General features: G+C 61.8%; 13 protein-coding genes. 8 read left to right on the top strand and 5 right to left on the bottom strand.

What is annotated here, in order from left to right; all coding sequences use genetic code 11:
• Positions 1-31: 31 nt before the first annotated feature.
• The 3 genes from dinB to ACHMW6_RS35560 are packed head-to-tail and all read left to right on the top strand — an operon-like array spanning position 32 to position 2,875.
• Positions 32-1,186, top strand: coding sequence for a DNA polymerase IV (dinB, locus tag ACHMW6_RS35550; protein WP_395404372.1), 1,155 nt, complete (start codon positions 32-34; stop codon positions 1,184-1,186).
• Positions 1,187-1,192: 6 nt separating this feature from the next.
• Entirely contained in the window at positions 1,193-1,927 is a 735-nt protein-coding gene (locus tag ACHMW6_RS35555; protein ID WP_395404374.1) for a hypothetical protein, read from the top strand.
• 51 nt (positions 1,928-1,978) lie between these two features.
• Positions 1,979-2,875, top strand: a complete 897-nt coding sequence (locus tag ACHMW6_RS35560) for a recombination-associated protein RdgC (RefSeq protein WP_395404376.1) — start codon at positions 1,979-1,981, stop codon at positions 2,873-2,875.
• Positions 2,876-2,917: 42 nt separating this feature from the next.
• On the opposite strand, the gene ACHMW6_RS35565 is transcribed toward ACHMW6_RS35560, so the two are convergent.
• Both ACHMW6_RS35565 and ACHMW6_RS35570 read right to left on the bottom strand, forming a co-directional pair.
• Positions 2,918-4,456: a class I SAM-dependent methyltransferase gene (locus tag ACHMW6_RS35565; RefSeq protein ID WP_395404378.1), complete on the bottom strand. Its 1,539-nt coding sequence runs from the start codon at positions 4,454-4,456 to the stop codon at positions 2,918-2,920.
• Positions 4,457-4,546: 90 nt separating this feature from the next.
• Positions 4,547-5,032 (bottom strand): asparaginase domain-containing protein, encoded by a 486-nt coding sequence (locus tag ACHMW6_RS35570; RefSeq protein WP_395404380.1) that lies wholly within the window; start codon positions 5,030-5,032, stop codon positions 4,547-4,549.
• A gap of 101 nt (positions 5,033-5,133) precedes the next feature.
• Between ACHMW6_RS35570 and ACHMW6_RS35575 the strand changes: the two genes are divergently transcribed.
• Positions 5,134-5,886, top strand: coding sequence for an L-asparaginase (locus ACHMW6_RS35575; RefSeq protein WP_395404382.1), 753 nt, complete (start codon positions 5,134-5,136; stop codon positions 5,884-5,886).
• On the opposite strand, the gene ACHMW6_RS35580 is transcribed toward ACHMW6_RS35575, so the two are convergent.
• Positions 5,883-6,836, bottom strand: coding sequence for a D-2-hydroxyacid dehydrogenase family protein (locus ACHMW6_RS35580; protein WP_395404384.1), 954 nt, complete (start codon positions 6,834-6,836; stop codon positions 5,883-5,885). The genes ACHMW6_RS35575 and ACHMW6_RS35580 overlap by 4 nt on opposite strands.
• 355 nt (positions 6,837-7,191) lie before the next feature.
• Between ACHMW6_RS35580 and ACHMW6_RS35585 the strand changes: the two genes are divergently transcribed.
• Complete coding sequence (locus ACHMW6_RS35585) at positions 7,192-9,051, top strand: phosphoenolpyruvate carboxykinase (GTP) (RefSeq protein WP_395404386.1); 1,860 nt, start codon at positions 7,192-7,194, stop codon at positions 9,049-9,051.
• A 464-nt stretch (positions 9,052-9,515) separates the two neighbouring features.
• Here the strand turns inward: ACHMW6_RS35585 and ACHMW6_RS35590 are convergent, their stop codons facing one another.
• On the bottom strand, positions 9,516-9,929 hold the full coding sequence (locus ACHMW6_RS35590; RefSeq protein WP_395404387.1) for an organic hydroperoxide resistance protein: 414 nt from the start codon (positions 9,927-9,929) through the stop codon (positions 9,516-9,518).
• A gap of 162 nt (positions 9,930-10,091) precedes the next feature.
• Between ACHMW6_RS35590 and ACHMW6_RS35595 the strand changes: the two genes are divergently transcribed.
• Positions 10,092-10,706 carry a TetR/AcrR family transcriptional regulator gene (locus tag ACHMW6_RS35595; RefSeq protein WP_395404389.1) on the top strand — a complete coding sequence of 205 codons (615 nt, stop codon included), beginning with the start codon at positions 10,092-10,094 and terminating at the stop codon, positions 10,704-10,706.
• 200 nt (positions 10,707-10,906) lie between these two features.
• Positions 10,907-11,512 (top strand): 2-hydroxychromene-2-carboxylate isomerase, encoded by a 606-nt coding sequence (locus ACHMW6_RS35600; RefSeq protein ID WP_395404391.1) that lies wholly within the window; start codon positions 10,907-10,909, stop codon positions 11,510-11,512.
• A gap of 67 nt (positions 11,513-11,579) precedes the next feature.
• On the opposite strand, the gene uvrA is transcribed toward ACHMW6_RS35600, so the two are convergent.
• Positions 11,580-14,429 (bottom strand): excinuclease ABC subunit UvrA, encoded by a 2,850-nt coding sequence (gene uvrA / locus ACHMW6_RS35605; protein WP_395404393.1) that lies wholly within the window; start codon positions 14,427-14,429, stop codon positions 11,580-11,582.
• A gap of 160 nt (positions 14,430-14,589) precedes the next feature.
• On the opposite strand from uvrA, the gene ssb reads away from it, so the two are divergent.
• Positions 14,590-15,096 carry a single-stranded DNA-binding protein gene (gene ssb, locus ACHMW6_RS35610; RefSeq protein WP_395404395.1) on the top strand — a complete coding sequence of 169 codons (507 nt, stop codon included), beginning with the start codon at positions 14,590-14,592 and terminating at the stop codon, positions 15,094-15,096.
• Positions 15,097-15,311 lie beyond the last annotated feature (215 nt).

Below are 15,311 nucleotides of genomic sequence, written 5' to 3' on the forward strand. Positions count from 1 at the left end.
AGTATTTCAACATCACTCCGACCACCCGCACATGAGCAGGCCGCGCCGCATCGCCCACCTCGACATGGATGCGTTTTACGCGTCGGTGGAATTGCTGCGCTATCCGGAATTACGCGGCCAGCCGGTGGTGATCGGCGGTGGCTCCAGGCATCAGCCGCGCATGAAAGAGGATGGCACGCGCGAGTTTTCCCGGCTACGGGACTATGTCGGCCGTGGCGTGGTGACCACATCCACCTATGAAGCGCGCGCGCTCGGCGTGTTTTCGGCGATGGGCACGATGAAAGCCGCTGCCCTCGCGCCGGACGCGATCCTGCTGCCGACCGACTTCGATTCCTATCGCAAGTATTCGCGCCTGTTCAAGGCGGCGGTCGCCAGCATCGCGCCGCAGATCGAGGACCGCGGCATCGACGAGATCTATATCGACCTGACCGACCTGCCCGAAGAAACTCGCGATCTGGGTATGCGGCTGAAGGCGGCCGTGAAGGAAGCCACGGGCCTGAGCTGCTCGATCGGCATCGCGCCCAACAAGCTGCTGGCCAAGATCTGTTCCGACCTGGAGAAGCCGAACGGGCTGACCATCATTTCCTATGACGATGTGCCGGCGCGGATCTGGCCGCTGGCCGTGCGCAAGGTGAACGGCATTGGCCCCAAGGCGGAGGCCAAGCTGATTGCGCTGGGCATCGAGACGGTGGGCCAGGTCGCGGCGGCCGATGCGCGCCTGCTGCAGGAGCATTTCGGGCTGAATTATGCGGAGTGGCTGCAGCGGATTTCGCATGGCCACGATGAGCGCGAGGTGGCCACGCGTTCCGATCCGAAGGGCATCAGCCGCGAGACGACTTTCGAGCGCGACCTGCACGCGAAGCAGGACCGCGCAGAGTTGTCCGAAATATTCACGCGCCTGTGCACCAAGCTGGCGGATGACCTGGCGCGCAAGCGCTATGCGGGGCGTACCATCGGCATCAAGCTGCGCTACAGCGATTTCCGCACGGTGACGCGCGATGTGACCTTGCCGCTGCCGACCTCGGACGCGGCTGCGATTCGCCGCGCTGCCGGCGAGTGCCTGCGCCGCGTGCCGCTGGAGTTGCGCCTGCGCCTGCTGGGCGTGCGCGTATCGGCCCTGACGCCACTCGATGAATTGGTCGCCGCGCCGTCGCCGAAGCAGGGCGATCTTTTTGCCGGGCTGTGAGTTTGCGTGAGTTTTCCAGCGTGGCCGCGACCGCATAATGCGGGCGCGAGCCGGGGCTTCCTGCCGCCGGTTGCGAACGTGGACTCGTCGATGGATCGAAAGCTGTCTTTGCCGCGCGGCGCGCTGCTGTTCGCGCTGGCTTTGTTGCACCTTGTGGTGCAGCTGATGTGGCGGCCCGTGCAGCGTCCAGCCGCCGACTGGCTGCCCCGGCGCGAGGGGGAGCTGGTATTCCTGCTGCCACCGCCGCCGCGCCCTCAAACGCCCAGCGCGCCCCCAGCCGAACGTGTCCGACGCGCCCCGGAGCGCGCGCGTCCGCCGCAGGCCGAACGGGACGCGGAAACGGGCCGCCCGACGCGGGGTGATGGCGTCGCGCAGGAGGCGTTGCCGCAGCGCGGGGATGATCCGTTTGCGGTACCGGAGGCGCCAGCGGGTGGGGCGTCGGCTGAATCGCTGCTCGCCCGCGCCCGCAGCGCAGCAGGCAAAGCCGACCGCGACCTGCGCAAGGAGCGTCGCGAAACGCTCGCCCTGCGGGAGCCCGAGCTGGCGCGCAAGATGGCCGCCGCCTACATTGACCGCAGCCACAAGATCACCGAGACGGTGTTGTCAAATGGCGACGCCATCATGAAGGTGCAATCGCCCTTCGGCACCTACTGCTGGATCAAGTGGGGCAGCCAGCCGGGCCCTGGCCGCGACCCTATCCGCGACGCCGGAAAACAATTCGCTGTGCCATGTCCCAAATGAGCAATGTAAAATGTCGTTCCTTTTAAATGCTCCGTAAGGCACACACCAAGTATGTGGTTCAAGAATCTCCAGATCTACCGTCTGCCCGCCCCGTGGGCATTTACTCCAGAACAACTCGAAGAAGCACTGCAATCGCAGGCGTTTACTCCTGCCAGCAGCAATGAGCTGATGCGCCAGGGCTGGGACAAGCCGCGTCCGAACGGCGGCCTGGTCCACGTGGTCAATAAGCAAATGCTGATCGTGCTGGGTACCGAGAAAAAACTGCTGCCGTCGACCGTGGTGAACCAGGTCGCCAAGGCGCGCGCCGCCGAATTGGAAGAACAGCAAGGTTTCGCTCCTGGCAAAAAAGCCATGAAAGAATTGAAAGAGCGCGTGCACGATGAACTGCTGCCGCGCGCGTTCACGATCCGCAGCAACGTCTGGACCTGGATCGACCCGGTCAATGGCTGGCTGGTGGTCGATGCGGCCAGCCCGGCCAAGGCCGACGATGTGATCAAGCTGCTGCTGAAGGCCGTGGACCGCATGCCGATCGAATCGCTGCGCGTGCAGCGCTCGCCGGTGTCGGTGATGACCGGCTGGCTGCACGAGGATGAAGCGCCGAACGGCTTCACCGTCGACATGGACACCGAATTGCGCGCCACCGGCGAAAGCAAGGCCGCCGTGCGCTACGTGCGCCACACGCTGGAGCCGGACGAAGTGCGCCGCCATATCGCCGCCGGCAAGCAGTGCACCCGCCTGGCCATGACCTGGGACAGCAAGATTTCCTTCGTGCTGACCGAAGCCCTGGCCATCAAGGGCGTGAAGCCGCTGGACGTGATCAAGGAAAACGAATCGTCGACTCGCAACGACGAGGAGCGTTTCGACGGCGATTTCATGTTGATGACGGGCGAGTTGTCGAAGTTGATGCAGGACGTGGTCGAAGCCCTCGGCGGCGAAGCCACCGCATAAGGTCGCGGCGGTGGCCCACCCCGGGCCACCGCTCCGCCTCGCTTAAAACGTCACCCCCAACGCCGTCAAAATCGGCAACTCCCTCTCCGCGAACTCCCGCGCCATGCGGTTCAGCTCGCGCAGCTGCTCCTCCTCCGATTCCACCGCCTTACCCTGCAGCGCCAGGCGTGTCCCCGTGCGCGACAGTATGGCGCTGGCGAAGGCCGCCCACTGCTCCGGCCTCTGGGCGCCATTAGCCTGCGACAGCAGGAACAGCTGCGGGAAACGCGGCACGATAATCGCCCCGCCAGTGGCCGGCGAGGCGAGATAAGCGACATCCGTGCTGTCCTTGGCCATTTCGCAGATATGGCGGTTCAGCCGGTCTGTCTGCGGCTTCGCAAGCGCAATGGCATCGGAAGGCTGCACAGCCTGTGCATAGCCCAGGCCTACCAGCAGGAACACTGCCTGAATCACCTGTGCCGCGTTGACACCGCGCGCCAGGCACACTTCTGCAATCTGGCCGATGGTGCGCGCCTGATGCCCGGCCAGGAATTCCACCACGGGCTTGTAAATGTTCTCCTGCAGCTGCAACTCGCCCAACTGCGTGGTGAGCTTGTACTGCACCTTGTCCGGCGTGACAACCAGCATCACGTTCTGCGCCATCAGCAGCTCGTGGCGCTGGAGCGGGCGCAAGGGCCGCGCACCGCGCACCCAATAGTCGCGGCGGAACTGCTGGTTCAGCATGAAATCGCGCACGGTCTGCGCGAAATGCACATCATCGATGTCCTTCAGCAGTGCGGATTGCTCGGGCGTGAAGTTGATCATATCGATCTGGTCCGGATAGTGCGCGGAGCAGGCGAAGCTGAGCTTAGCGGGCGCCAGCCATTTCGCCATCGCCGAGAAGGACATCGGTAGCCAGTCGCGGTTGAAGTATTCATGCGCCACATAGTTGCGGCTCATTTTCTTCATATTGTCCAGGCGCGGCTGCACGCCCGGATTCGCCTTCAGGTAGGCGGGCGAGGTCGCGAACAGGCGGTCAAGAAAATTCAGCGACTCTTCCACGCGCGGCAGGATGTTCTTGCCCGGCGCCGCCATGACCGAACTGTGCTCGGTCATCATCTCGCGCACCGGCACCATGCTGGCCCAGCCCTGCATCGTGTTGTAGGAGATGTAGAGCACGCCGCCCACTTTCAGCTTGCGCCGTACAAAGTCGACGATGATGCTGCGATTCTCGTCCGAGATCCAGCTCCAGATGCCGTGCAGGCCGATGAAGTCGAATTCCGGCAGGTCGTCGCGCTCGCAGAACTGCTCGAAAGACTGGTCGTACAGTTGCGCATTGGCGCCGGACGCCCTGGCCAACTCCTGCGCGAAGCCGGCCTGGGTGGGATTGAAATCGGTGCCGTGCCACTCGGTGACGGTGGCGGCAGCGTGGATGTTGACGCTCATGCCCTGGCCGAAGCCCAGTTCGCATGCCACGCCGTTTTCCGGAAACGCCAGGCCGGCGTGCAGGAAAGCGAGCTTCAGCCGCAGTGGGTTCAGCTCGCTATAGGTACCAAAGGTGTAGCCAATGTCGGCGACATAGCCGGAAGTCCAGTCTGTCATGTGCGCTCCAGATGAGAATTGGAAATTCTGTCCGGCGCCAGATATATATCAGTTTGACAAGCTTCGGCACACCGTTGGCATTGATCTACCTCAAAGAGGCTGGAATACGCCGGCGGCGCGGTTCTTCTGCACGTTATCCCAGGTGAAAACCTGGCCATTCATGGCAACGTACACGCCTGGCGGCAGCACTTGCGCCACGCCGCAGGCGAAACCGAGGTTGAAGAAGGCATCCGAATTGTCGATCGCGTAGGGGATCATGGCGCCGGTGAAGACGATGGTCTTGTCCGTCAAAACGGAGCCGAGCACGGCGGCGGTTTCCTTCATCGTATCGGTGCCGTGCACGATCACGATGCCACGTTCGGTCGCAGCCTTGCACGAAGCAAGTACACGCTCACGGTCCGCATCGACCATATCGAGCGAGTCCAGCAGCGGCAGCACTTCCAGCGCGCAGGGCGAGGTGATGCGGGCGCGGGCGATAGCGGCGGGCAGGTGGCTTTCGGCGAAACCGAGGGTGCCGTTCAGTTCATTGTAGTGCTTGTCAAAAGTGCCGCCGGTGGCGATGATACGCAGGGTCATGATGAAATAAAATGAGTATTCGGACGGCGTGAATGATAGCCGAATTTACCTGGAAATCCGTCCAATCGTTGAGTACACTGGCTTCTTTGCCTGGCACCACCATGAAAGCGCTCGCACCCGGAACCGTGATCTTCCACCGCTACCGCGGCTACGGAGTCATCACTGCTGTCAACCTGCTCACAGGCTGGATCTCTGCACGTTTCGGCAGCGAGTCGCGCACGCTCGACCTGAATCTTTCCACCGACGAAGTTCAGTTCGCCGACGGCGAAGCCATCCTGTTCCGCCGCGCGCCGCCGGACCGTATGCCGCATGCGCGCCTGATGGCCGTGGTGCGAGAACTGCACAAGGCGGGCTATCAGAAGCTGTACCTGTATTCCTGGCCGAAACCGTCCGGATTGCACTGGCGCTGGCATCTGTTTACCGGTCCGCGCGACTGGATGCAGCGTTCGTGGCGCGAAGGCTGGTATGGTTCGGGCGCCGATTACAACGTCAATCCCGTGATGGGCTGGGGCGACCAGCCGGGCGCCTCGACTGAAGAACTGATCCACGCGCTGGCGAAATTCGATCCGCACGGCCTGGCGCAGGCGCTGGGCAAGGATGAAGACCACGCGGCGTGGTTCGCTGCCGTGTGCGAGGCGCTGCTGCCCGGCTATATGTACAGCCTGAACATGGACCGGCCTGCGAATTCACCGCTGATCGACATGCCGCCTGTGCCCGTGATTCCCGTCCGCGCGACCCTCCCGCCATACAATGGCCCGGACATCACCTGGCCGCCGGGCTGGCAGGGCTTGTGGAGCAAGGTGCACGTGATGCCGCAGCCGCGCCCCAACTTCAGCGGCATCCCCGAGACTTAGTTCGAACGGATGTAATCCACGAGATTCTGGAAGGCGTGGGTGAAGTAAAGCTCGTAGCTATCCTTCTCGACGTAGCCCAGATGCGGCGTGGCCAGCACATTCGGCATGCGCAGCAGCGGCGAGTTTTCCGGCAGGGGTTCGATCTCGAAAACATCCAGCGCGGCAAAGCCGGGACGGCCCTGGCGCAGCGCGTTTTCCACCGCGCCTTCCTCCACCAGTTCCGCGCGGCTTGTATTGACGAACAATGCCGTCGGTTTCATGCGCGCCAGGTCTTCCGCGGTGACGATGCCGCGCGTGGCTTCCGCCAGGCGGATATGCAGACTCAGCACATCGGACTCGGCAAAGAACACTTCGCGCGAAGGAGCGGCGCGGAAACCGTCCGCAATGGCGGCGTTGCGGCTGGACTCGCCGCCCCACACCATCACATCCATGCCGAACGCCTTCGCATAGCCGGCCACCAGCTTGCCGATCTTGCCGTAGCTCCAGATGCCCATCGTGCGGCCCTTCAGCACCGTACCGAGCGTGTTGTAAGGCTGGCTCAGCGACACCGTCTGCCACTGTCCTTCCTTCAGACGCGACGCATAGGGCAACAGCTTGCGCTGGGCCGCCATGATCAGGGCCCAGGTCAGCTCGGCCGGAGCGGTGGGCGAGCCGACGCCTTCCAGCACCTTGATGCCGAGCTCCTCGCAAGCCTGCATATCGATGTGGCCACTCACTTTCCCAGTCTGGGAAATCACCTTCAAGTTGGGCAATTTGGACAGCAGCGCACGGTTGAGTACGGTGCGTTCGCGGATCAGGATGAGCGCGTCAAATGGGGTCAGGCGGGCCACCTGCTGGCCCTGGCCTTTGATGGTGTTGTTAAAAACCTTCACATCCTGGCCGTCCATTATCCGGAAGCAATCTAGTTCCCGTACGGCATCTTGATAATCATCGAGAATAGCGATCTTCATGGCAGTTAGCAGATTTTATGATGAAATTGGTAGGGAAATAACGGGTTTGCGAATATCTCGAATAGCCTACTACTTTGGTCGGGCAATTCTCCTACATTTCTGTCGGAAACGCGGGGGCAGGGGTGTACAATCGCCCCAATCCAGGAAGCTCGACAAGCTTCCAGCAGTATGTTTGTTCCCGCGTCCGGCTACCCTCTCCGGACGCACGCGCCCTCGAGAAATCGGGCGCTTCGACAGAACCGCCGTATACGCCGAAGCATCACTTGGTATGCATTTCCGCGCGCAAGCTATCCGCTGACGACGATCCTGCCGTGCCGGGACAAGAGCAGAATTCTTTATTGGCATTGGAGGTACTATGAATCAGCCCGTTATGGGAGGCGTTGCAGCAGTGAACGCACCAGCTTACATTAAACAGCAAAAGCTGATCAATTGGGTGGCCGAGGTCGCCGCCCTGACCAAACCCGACCGCATCTACTGGTGCGATGGTTCGCAGGAAGAGTATGACCGCCTGTGCGCGGAAATGGTTGCCGCCGGCACCATGAAAAAGCTGAATCCGGAAAGGCGTCCGAATTCCTACCTCGCCTGCTCGCACCCGAGCGACGTCGCCCGCGTTGAAGACCGTACCTTCATTTGCTCCAACACCAAGGAAGAAGCCGGCCCGACCAATAACTGGATCGATCCGACTGAAATGCGCGGTACCCTGAACGGCCTGTTCGACGGCTGCATGGTGGGCCGCACCATGTACGTGGTGCCGTTCTCGATGGGCCCGCTGGGCTCGCCGATCGCCCACATTGGCGTGGAACTGTCCGACTCCCCATACGTTGCCGTGAACATGCGCATCATGACCCGCATGGGCAAGGCCGTTTATGACGTGCTGGGTACCGATGGCGAATTCGTTCCTGCTATCCACACCGTCGGCATGCCGCTGGCTGCCGGCCAGAAGGATGTGCCGTGGCCATGCAACGCCACCAAGTATATCGTGCACTTCCCTGAGACCCGCGAAATCTGGTCCTACGGTTCCGGCTACGGCGGCAACGCGCTGCTGGGCAAGAAGTGCTTCGCGCTGCGTATCGCTTCAACTATGGGCCGCGCAGATGCGCTGAACGGCGGCGACGGCTGGCTGGCTGAACACATGCTGATCCTCGGCGTGGAATCGCCTGAAGGCAAAAAGCATTACGTGGCAGCGGCGTTCCCGTCCGCCTGCGGCAAGACCAACTTCGCGATGCTGATCCCGCCGGCGACCTTCAAGGGCTGGAAAGTGACCACCATCGGCGACGACATCGCCTGGATCAAGCCGGGCAAGGATGGCCGCCTGTACGCGATCAATCCGGAAGCCGGCTACTTCGGCGTGGCCCCGGGCACGAACACCAAGACCAACTCGAATTGCATGTCCTGCCTGGACGAGAACACCATCTTCACCAACGTCGCGCTCACCGCGGACGGTGACGTGTGGTGGGAAGGCCTGAGCAAGGAAGTGCCGGCCAATCTGACCGACTGGCAGGGCAAGCCGTACACGCCGGGCAGCAAGGCATCGCACCCGAACGCGCGCTTCACCGTGTCCGCTACGCAGAATCCCGTGATCGATCCAGCCTGGGACGATCCGGCCGGCGTGCCGATCTCGGCCTTCATCTTCGGCGGCCGCCGCTCGACCACCGTGCCGCTGGTGACCGAAGCCCGCAACTGGGTGGAAGGCGTGTACATGGCCGCGACCATGGGTTCCGAAACCACCGCTGCAGCCGCCGGCCAGCAGGGCGTGGTGCGCCGCGATCCGTTCGCCATGCTGCCCTTCATCGGCTACAACATGAGCGACTACTTCCAGCACTGGCTGGACATGGGCAAGCGCCTGGAAGCCAAAGGCGGCGCCGCGCTGCCGAAGATCTTCTGCGTCAACTGGTTCCGCACCGACGAGCAGGGCCACTTCGTATGGCCGGGCTTTGGCGACAATATGCGTGTGCTGAAGTGGATGCTGGAGCGCGTTGAAGGCACCGGCGGCGGCGTCGAAAACATCTTCGGCACCACCCCGCGCTTCGGCGACATCCAGTGGGACGGCTTGCCGTTCACCCCGGAAGAGTTCGAAACCATCACCTCCATCGACAAGGACGCATGGCGCGAAGAGCTCAAGCTGCACGCCGAGCTGTTCGACAAACTGGCCTACCACCTGCCGGCCGAGCTGAAGGAAAACATGGCAAAACTGGAGCAGCGCCTGAACGCTTAAGCCTCGCGCAAAAGCGATTTCGCATCCAGCAAAAGCGCGCCCGTGATGGGCGCGCTTTTTTTATTTAACTGCTTGACAATCGGTTGCTCAAAAGCGCAGAATCGACGCTCATTGATTTTTGATCAACCTGAATTTTTGAGAAAGGACGGCCATGCCACGTACGGCTCATCAGAAGCGAATTCGATAGCCCCCCGTGCATGGAGCTCGGGGGATCTGCACCTCCGAGCCGGCCGTTCATCCAACAGGACCCCGGTGAGGAAACTTGCCGGGGTTTTTTGTTTGCCAGGCCCCGGCGTAACGGAGATTCCTTATGCCTTACAAAGACAAACCGTACCAGCGCTTCTTAAAAATGTGGGCGGCCGGAACCGGCCGCCCAAATCCGCCGTCGAATGTCATTAACCTGGCGGCTAAAAGGCGCACGCGGCAGGAGGAGACGTATGACTGCCGCGCGCACCAGGTAGAAGTTAAATCAGCTTGAGTTCGATGTGGATGTTGTTCTTCAGTGCCTTCGAGTACGGGCACAGGTTGTGCGCGGACGCGATGATCTTGTTGGCCACTTCGGGCGCCAGGCCCGGCAGCGACACATTCAGGCGAGCCTGTAGGGCGTAGCCTTCGCGGATCGTACCCAGGTCAACTTCCGCATTCACGGCCACGTCCGCCGGCAAGGCGACGGATTCCATGGCGCTGGCACGCTTCATGGCGCCGATGAAGCAGGCGGACCAGCCGGCAGCCAGCAACTGCTCAGGGTTGGTGCCCGGACCGTTCGAACCTGGACCGGACAGGGCTACGTTCAGGCGGCCATCATCGCTCTTCGCGCTGCCGTCGCGGCCGCCGGTGACGAGGGTTTTGCCGGTGTAGATAACTTTGTCGAGTTGCATGGTGTGCTCCGTGGTGTGTTGGTTGAAAGTGCTGCCAGTCTAGGCAGCGTGTGTATCCCGCATGTGTCCGTTTGTATAAACCGAAAGGCGGGGTCAGACCCGGCGGGTCTGACCCAGGTGCTACGGTTTGACATTTCGCACATGTGTGCTAAAGTTCCGTCCATGGATGCAATGACAGCAAAAAGCGAGGCCACCTACGCCACCATCATCGACGCCGGCTGCGAGATGGCGGCGAGCGAGGGCATAGGCAAGCTCTCGCTGGGCGAGATTTCCAAGCGCACCGGCATCAGCAAGAGCGGCGTGTTTTCCCGCGTCGGCTCGCTGGAAGCGCTGCAGATCGCCGTGCTGGACGAATACGACCGCCGCTTTGCGGAAGAAGTCTTCCTGCCTACCTTGCAGCTGCCGCGTGGCTTGCCGCGGCTGGTGGCCCAGGTGACGAACTGGATTCGCCGCGTCAGCGATGAAGCGGTACGCAATGCCTGCCTTTACACGGCGGGCGCATTTGAGTTCGACGACCAGCCGGGCCCCGTACGAGACCGGCTGGAACAGGGGGCCGTACGTTGGCGTGCGTCGATGCGCAAGACCATCCTGCAAGCCATGGAAGCCGGCCATCTGCGGCCGGATACCGATCCGGAGCAGCTGATGTACGAGATCTACAGCCTGATCGTGGGCCTGGTGCACGATGTGCGCTTCCTGCGCGATGCGAATGCGCCGCGCCACATGCAGCGCGCCTTCAACCGTCTGATTTCGACGTACAAGAGTTTCAACGAGGTTTGATTTCTTTGGGGTTGCCGCCGTAGTCTGGCGGCACTTTTTTCAAACATATTTCGCACATGTGTGCGAAATTGGAGGCTGAAATGAGATTCCTGCTGCTCCTGGTGCCGGTTGGCATCTATTACATCTATCGTTCCGACCTGATGGGCCTGCTGCGCGGCCTGCCGAGCAGTAACGACGACTTCGAATTCTGAGACACGGCCATGGTGCTCGATTTCTACTTCGATTTCGCGTCCGGCTATTCTTACTTCGCGTCGCGGCGCATCGACCGGCTCGCTGCGGATCACGGCTGCGTCGTGCGCTGGCATCCGCTGATGCTGACGGCGCTGACCACCAGCACCGGGGTGCTGCCGTCGCCGATGGTGCCGATCAAATGGCAATATGTGCTGCGCGACATGCATCGCACCGCGCTGGCGGAAGGGATACCTCTGCGCTTGTGTAAGGCCTTTCCCCAGCCGCTGCTGGCGCCTGGGCGCGCGATGCTCTGGCTGCGCGCGCATCACGGCGAGGAGATTGCGCTGGCCTTTGCCCGCACCTGCTTCCAAGCCTACTACGGCGACGCGGTGGATATTGCTGACGTAGCTGTGCTGCAAGGGATCGCGGCGGGACTGGGTGTCGATCGCGTTGCTTTCGCGGCTGGGCTGGCTGAGCCGGCCATCAAAGCACAGTTCAAGCAGGGCAACGAGCTGGCGCTGGCGCGCGGCGTGTTCGGCGTGCCGTTTGTAATGGTAGAGGATGAGCCGTTCTGGGGTTATGACCGGCTTGGGCAACTGGAACAGTGGCTGATATCTGCGCGCCGCGCCGCCTGAGAAAACCAACGGCGCAAATCAGGTGTCTGCCACGATGTGGCAGACACCAGGGTTACGCCGTGGGTTCTTACTTCTTCAACAACGGCGCCAAATACTTGCCTGTGACGGAAGCCGGATTCGCCGCCACTTCCTCCGGCGAACCGGTGGCGATAATCTGACCGCCGCCCGAGCCGCCTTCCGGTCCGAGGTCCACGATCCAGTCCGCGGTCTTGATCACGTCCAGATTGTGCTCGATGATGACCAGCGAGTTGCCCTGGTCGCGCAGGCGGTGGATCACCTTCAGCAGCAGGTCGATATCGTGGAAGTGCAGGCCGGTGGTCGGCTCGTCCAGGATATACAGCGTACGGCCCGTATCACGCTTGGACAGTTCCAGCGACAGCTTCACGCGCTGCGCCTCGCCGCCCGACAGCGTGGTCGCCGACTGGCCCAGCTTGATATAGCCCAAGCCCACATCCAGCAGCGTGTGCAGCTTGCGCGCGATGACCGGCACGGCCTTGAAGAACTCGTGCGCATCTTCCACCGTCATGTCCAGCACTTCGGTGATGCTCTTGCCCTTGTAGTGGACTTCCAGCGTTTCGCGGTTATAGCGCTTGCCGTGGCAGACGTCGCAAGGCACGTACACATCCGGCAGGAAGTGCATCTCGACCTTGATCACGCCATCGCCCTGGCAGGCTTCGCAGCGGCCGCCCTTCACGTTGAAGGAGAAGCGGCCCGCCGAGTAGCCGCGTTCCTTGGCGGTCGGCACCGTCGCGAACAGGTCGCGGATCGGCGTGAACACACCCGTGTAAGTGGCCGGATTCGAACGCGGCGTGCGGCCGATCGGCGCCTGGTCGACCGAGATCACCTTGTCGAAGTGTTCCAGGCCGCTGATCGAATCGTGCGGCGCAGGCTCGGTCTGCGAACCATACAGGTGGCGCGACAGGGCAGGGTAGAGCGTGTCGTTCACCAGCGTGGACTTGCCCGAACCGGAAACGCCCGTCACGCAGGTCAGCAGCCCGACCGGCAGCGACAGGTTCACCTTCTTCAGGTTATTGCCGGTAGCGCCCTTGATCACCAGCTGACGGGTCGCGTCCGCCTGATGGCGCTTCTTCGGCACGTCGATCTTCAGCTTGCCGCTCAGGTATTGCGCGGTCAACGAGTCCTTCGACTTCAGGATTTCCTTCAGCGAGCCGGAAGCGATCACGTCGCCGCCGTGCACGCCGGCGCCCTGGCCCATGTCCACGATGTAGTCCGCGGTGCGGATAGCGTCTTCATCGTGCTCCACCACCAGCACGGAGTTGCCGATGTCGCGCAAGTGCTTCAGCGTGTCGATCAGGCGGTCGTTGTCGCGCTGGTGCAGGCCGATGGACGGCTCGTCCAGCACGTACATCACGCCCGTCAGGCCGGAACCGATCTGCGATGCGAGACGGATACGCTGCGCTTCGCCGCCGGACAGCGTGTCCGCGCTGCGGTCCAGCGACAGATACTCCAGGCCCACGTTGTTCAGGAAGGTCAGGCGCGACACGATCTCCTTGATCACGCGATCCGCGATGTCCTTCTTCGCGCCGCGCAGCTTCAGCTGCTCGAAGAAACTCAGCGTGTCACGCAGCGGCTTCTCGGCAATCTGATAGATCGCGCGTTCCTGCTTGCCGGAGCCGATCTTCACGTGACGCGCTTCCACGCGCAGGCGCGCGCCTTCGCAGCTCGGGCACTTCTTCTCGTTGATGAACTTCGCCAGCTCTTCCTTCACCGCCATCGAATCCGTTTCGCGGTAGCGGCGGGAGAGGTTGTTCACCACGCCTTCGAAGGTGTGCTCTTTCACGACGGTGCGTCCGCGCTCGTTGATGTAGGCGAACGGGATCGCGGTCTTGCCGGAACCGTGCAGGATCACTTCCTGCGCTTTCGCCGGCAACTGCTCGAATGGCGTGTCCAGGTCGAAGTCGTAGTGTGCGCCCAGCGCGGTCAACATCGAGAAGTAGAACTGGTTGCGTCGGTCCCAGCCCTTCACCGCGCCGGAAGCCAGCGACAGGTTGGGGAAGGCCACGATGCGCTTCGGATCGAAGAACTCGATATGGCCCAGGCCATCGCACTCGGGGCAGGCGCCCATCGGGTTGTTGAAGGAGAACAGGCGCGGCTCCAGCTCCTGCAGCGAATAACCGCAAGTAGTGCAGGCGAACTTGTTCGAGTACACGTGCTCGACACCGGTGTCCATTTCATAAGCGACGGCGCGGCCGTCCGCAATGCGCAGCGCGGTCTCGAAGCTTTCGGCCAGGCGCTGCTTGATGTCCGCGTTTACCTTCACGCGGTCGATCACCACGTCGATGGTGTGCTTCTCGGTCTTCTTCAGCTTAGGCAGGTCATCGACTTCATAGATTTTCGCTTCATGCGTGCCGCTCTGCACGCGGAAGCGCACGAAGCCCTGGGCCTGCATCTGCTCGAACAGGTCGACATGCTCGCCCTTGCGGTTCGCGACCACGGGCGCCATGATCATCAGCTTCGTCCCTTCCGGCATGGCCAGCACGGCATCGACCATCTGCGATACCGATTGCGCGGACAGCGCATGGTCCGGATGGTTGATGCAATAAGGCGTGCCGACGCGTGCGTACAGCAGACGCAGGTAGTCGTGGATCTCGGTCACCGTGCCCACGGTCGAACGCGGGTTGTGCGAAGTTGCCTTCTGCTCGATGGAGATCGCCGGGGACAGGCCCTCGATCAGGTCCACGTCCGGCTTTTCCATCAGCTGCAGGAACTGGCGGGCATAGGCGGACAGCGATTCCACATAGCGGCGCTGGCCCTCCGCATACAGCGTGTCGAACGCCAGCGAGGACTTGCCGGAGCCGGAGAGGCCAGTGATCACGATCAGCTTGTTTCGAGGCAGATCGAGGTTGATGTTCTTGAGGTTGTGCGTACGCGCGCCGCGGATGCGGATTTGTTCCATTTAGTAGAGCCTTTTGAGCTGGATCAGGTCGGATGAGGCAAATACTGTATATAATACCAGTGATGAGGGTTTGCTGCTCGCGTGCGCTAAAAAATCGGACGGCGGCTGCCCGCGGCTGTATATAATCCCCGTTTAGCCCATTTCAACGCAGGAGTAATACATGGCATCTGTTAACAAAGTCATCATCGTCGGCAACCTGGGCCGCGACCCGGAGATTCGCTACATGCCAAGCGGTGATGCAATCGCCAACATTGCTGTTGCAACCTCGTACCGCAGCAAAGACCGCAACACCGGCGAGCAGAAAGAGCTGACCGAGTGGCACCGCATTTCCTTCTTCGGCCGCCTGGCCGAGATCGTTGGGCAGTACCTGAAGAAAGGTTCCTCCGTCTACGTCGAAGGCCGCCTGCAGACCCGCAAGTACACGGACAAGGACGGCGTCGAGAAATACGCAACCGACATCATCGCCGAGCAGATGCAAATGCTGGGTGGCCGCCAGGGCATGGGCGGTGACGCCGGCATGGGCGGCGACGACATGGGCGGCTACGACGCGCCTCCATCCCGTCCAGCCCCGCGCCCACAGGCAGCTCCGGCTCCGGCTCCGGCCCCCCGCCCAGCCGCCCGCCCAGCGCCGAACTTCTCGGATATGGACGACGATATTCCGTTCTAAGATCTGTATCATCCAGGATGTAAATAAATCCCTGCAACTCATTCGGTTGCAGGGATTTTTGTTTTTTGGGGCGCTGAGTTTGAATTTTGCCGCGAAACAATTAATTGCCGTTTTACAATTTATAAAAAAGGCAATACAATTCGGCATTTTCCAACCAGGGACCAAGATATGAAACCATTGCTGTCACGCGCCGGAAGGGTGCCGTCGCTGATGTT

Source organism: Pseudoduganella sp. UC29_106 (genome assembly GCF_044055365.1).
In the GTDB taxonomy this organism is placed as follows: Bacteria; Pseudomonadota; Gammaproteobacteria; order Burkholderiales; family Burkholderiaceae_D; genus Rugamonas.

Bases quoted from the DNA above. Each gene is read 5' to 3' on its own strand.
- dinB (WP_395404372.1), top strand. From the start codon at position 32: ATGAGCAGGCCGCGCCGCATCGCCCACCTCGACATGGATGCGTTTTAC.
- ACHMW6_RS35560 (WP_395404376.1), top strand. From the start codon at position 1,979: ATGTGGTTCAAGAATCTCCAGATCTACCGTCTGCCCGCCCCGTGGGCA.
- ACHMW6_RS35565 (WP_395404378.1), bottom strand. From the start codon at position 4,456: ATGACAGACTGGACTTCCGGCTATGTCGCCGACATTGGCTACACCTTT.
- ACHMW6_RS35570 (WP_395404380.1), bottom strand. From the start codon at position 5,032: ATGACCCTGCGTATCATCGCCACCGGCGGCACTTTTGACAAGCACTAC.
- ACHMW6_RS35575 (WP_395404382.1), top strand. From the start codon at position 5,134: ATGAAAGCGCTCGCACCCGGAACCGTGATCTTCCACCGCTACCGCGGC.
- ACHMW6_RS35580 (WP_395404384.1), bottom strand. From the start codon at position 6,836: ATGAAGATCGCTATTCTCGATGATTATCAAGATGCCGTACGGGAACTA.
- ACHMW6_RS35585 (WP_395404386.1), top strand. From the start codon at position 7,192: ATGAATCAGCCCGTTATGGGAGGCGTTGCAGCAGTGAACGCACCAGCT.
- ACHMW6_RS35590 (WP_395404387.1), bottom strand. From the start codon at position 9,929: ATGCAACTCGACAAAGTTATCTACACCGGCAAAACCCTCGTCACCGGC.
- ACHMW6_RS35595 (WP_395404389.1), top strand. From the start codon at position 10,092: ATGGATGCAATGACAGCAAAAAGCGAGGCCACCTACGCCACCATCATC.
- ACHMW6_RS35600 (WP_395404391.1), top strand. From the start codon at position 10,907: ATGGTGCTCGATTTCTACTTCGATTTCGCGTCCGGCTATTCTTACTTC.
- uvrA (WP_395404393.1), bottom strand. From the start codon at position 14,429: ATGGAACAAATCCGCATCCGCGGCGCGCGTACGCACAACCTCAAGAAC.
- ssb (WP_395404395.1), top strand. From the start codon at position 14,590: ATGGCATCTGTTAACAAAGTCATCATCGTCGGCAACCTGGGCCGCGAC.